This is a genomic window from Lactobacillus sp. HMSC08B12, from assembly GCF_001808415.1.
Taxonomy (GTDB): domain Bacteria; phylum Bacillota; class Bacilli; order Lactobacillales; family Lactobacillaceae; genus Lactobacillus; species Lactobacillus delbrueckii.
Window position 1 is genome coordinate 1 of the sequence record NZ_KV793187.1, and the last position, 1,706, is coordinate 1,706.

The 1,706-nt window shown below is 38.7% G+C and carries 1 protein-coding gene; it reads right to left on the bottom strand.

The features are described 5' to 3' along the window. Positions 1–164: 164 nt before the first annotated feature. On the bottom strand, positions 165–1,532 hold the full coding sequence (locus HMPREF3168_RS07010; protein ID WP_070489358.1) for an IS4 family transposase: 1,368 nt from the start codon (positions 1,530–1,532) through the stop codon (positions 165–167). Between the last annotated feature and the right edge of the window lie 174 nt (positions 1,533–1,706).

A 1,706-nucleotide genomic window follows, 5' to 3' on the forward strand; every position in this document is an offset into this window, starting at 1 on the left:
CAATGTCATTAAGTTAAGGGATTGACATTGACCGTAGAGTGGTTCTAAATAAAAACTTGTTCAATATCACACCATTTGGTATGATCCTTGAACAAGTTTTTTTGTTTCTACGCATGACAAAATAGTCCTATGTAGGACTTGAAAACTGTGAAAATGTTGCAGAATTATAGTCGGTAATTGAAAACTACTGCACTTCTTGGATGCATTTTTCGCTGGTAATTTCGGTTAGGCCTAATTATTCCAGCAAACCTCGAAATCATATACAGCATCGTCTCATAATCCTTCTTCGGCGATCCAGTACCTAGTAAAAAATGCACTATAAAGAACGCCATGGAAAGGTTTATCTGGTATTCGCTGTTAGATTTTGACTTAGGATGCGGGGCATATGCCTGGTTCACCATGCTCATTATCACATTGTAGGCAATTAGATGGGCATACAGCTCCATCTTTACAAATTCGTCTTTCTTGGAATGGAACTGGATACCGCAGTCATCATACTTAAGCATCTTGAAAGACTTCTCAATTCCCCAGCGCAAATTGTATAGTTCCTTCATTCTCTCGAGCGGAAACTTATCTGCGTCAAGATTAGTCACTAGGACTTCCCACTGCTCCTTATTCGGAGCATCATCAGGGTTGATTCTGAATTTGCATACGCGGAATCTTACATGACAGAACTGTTTAAAATCCCAGCTGTTGTCCTTACTGTTCTTGGATTTGAACTTCTTGTACTGATGATTTACATGGTTTACCAGATGTATATTGAGATGATCTTTGTTTTGGGTATAGAAATGGTTAGATGTAGTTACCCAGCAGTCAAGGATACCGTCATATTCTTCATCGGGCAGCTGGCTGATTTCCTTGATCGCAGTGAAACCCGTTTTTGACCTTATCACGTAGTAGCAGTCTTTATTTACGTTGCAGTGCTGAATCATATTGAAGGATAGATATCCTCGATCCACCAAGACGATATATTTTCCGCACTCAAGCCTAGAAAGCATCTCAACGGCTGCCTTTCGTTCATCCATCTTGTTCTTAGGTTGGATCACACAATCTTGATAGATCTTATTTTCAAGATCGTACAGTGCGTTAAGATGAACCTGGCAGTAGGGTTTACGATTAGAGTCTTCAAAACAGACGATATTTTCAGATTTAGGATTCCATACTTGATTAAAGTCTGAGCCGTCAATGGCAAACAATCTGTATTCATCATTGTACAGCTTCAGACTGGCGAGATTCATATTAAGCTGATCAAAAATGTATCTGAATATGTCGGGCTTGAGCTTAGCTTTGGCTTGTACAAAAGCAGAAGCTGTAATACTACAACCGGAAAGCGATATGTTCTTGAACAGCTCCTTCTGAATGCTCTCGGACTGCATATTGATGATCAGCATTATTAGCTTAGAAACGTCAATCACACGGTGTCTGCTAAAGGCAGTTGGCTTGGTGGTAAATTCAGAAATTTTGGATACCGCTTCATTGATAATGGAGTCAAGTAGAGCTAAAATATTTACAGGTAGAGATTGAGATTTCATAGTTTACACAGCTTTCAATATATTTCTACTGTTTACGAAAAACGTGGGAGTGCTAATGACACTTCCACGTTTATTTTTATTCTGAATCCTACAAAAGTCAAAAGAACCGTACTACCCAAATTTTGGATAATACGGTTCTTTTTTAGATGTCAATCCCTTAACTTAATGACATTG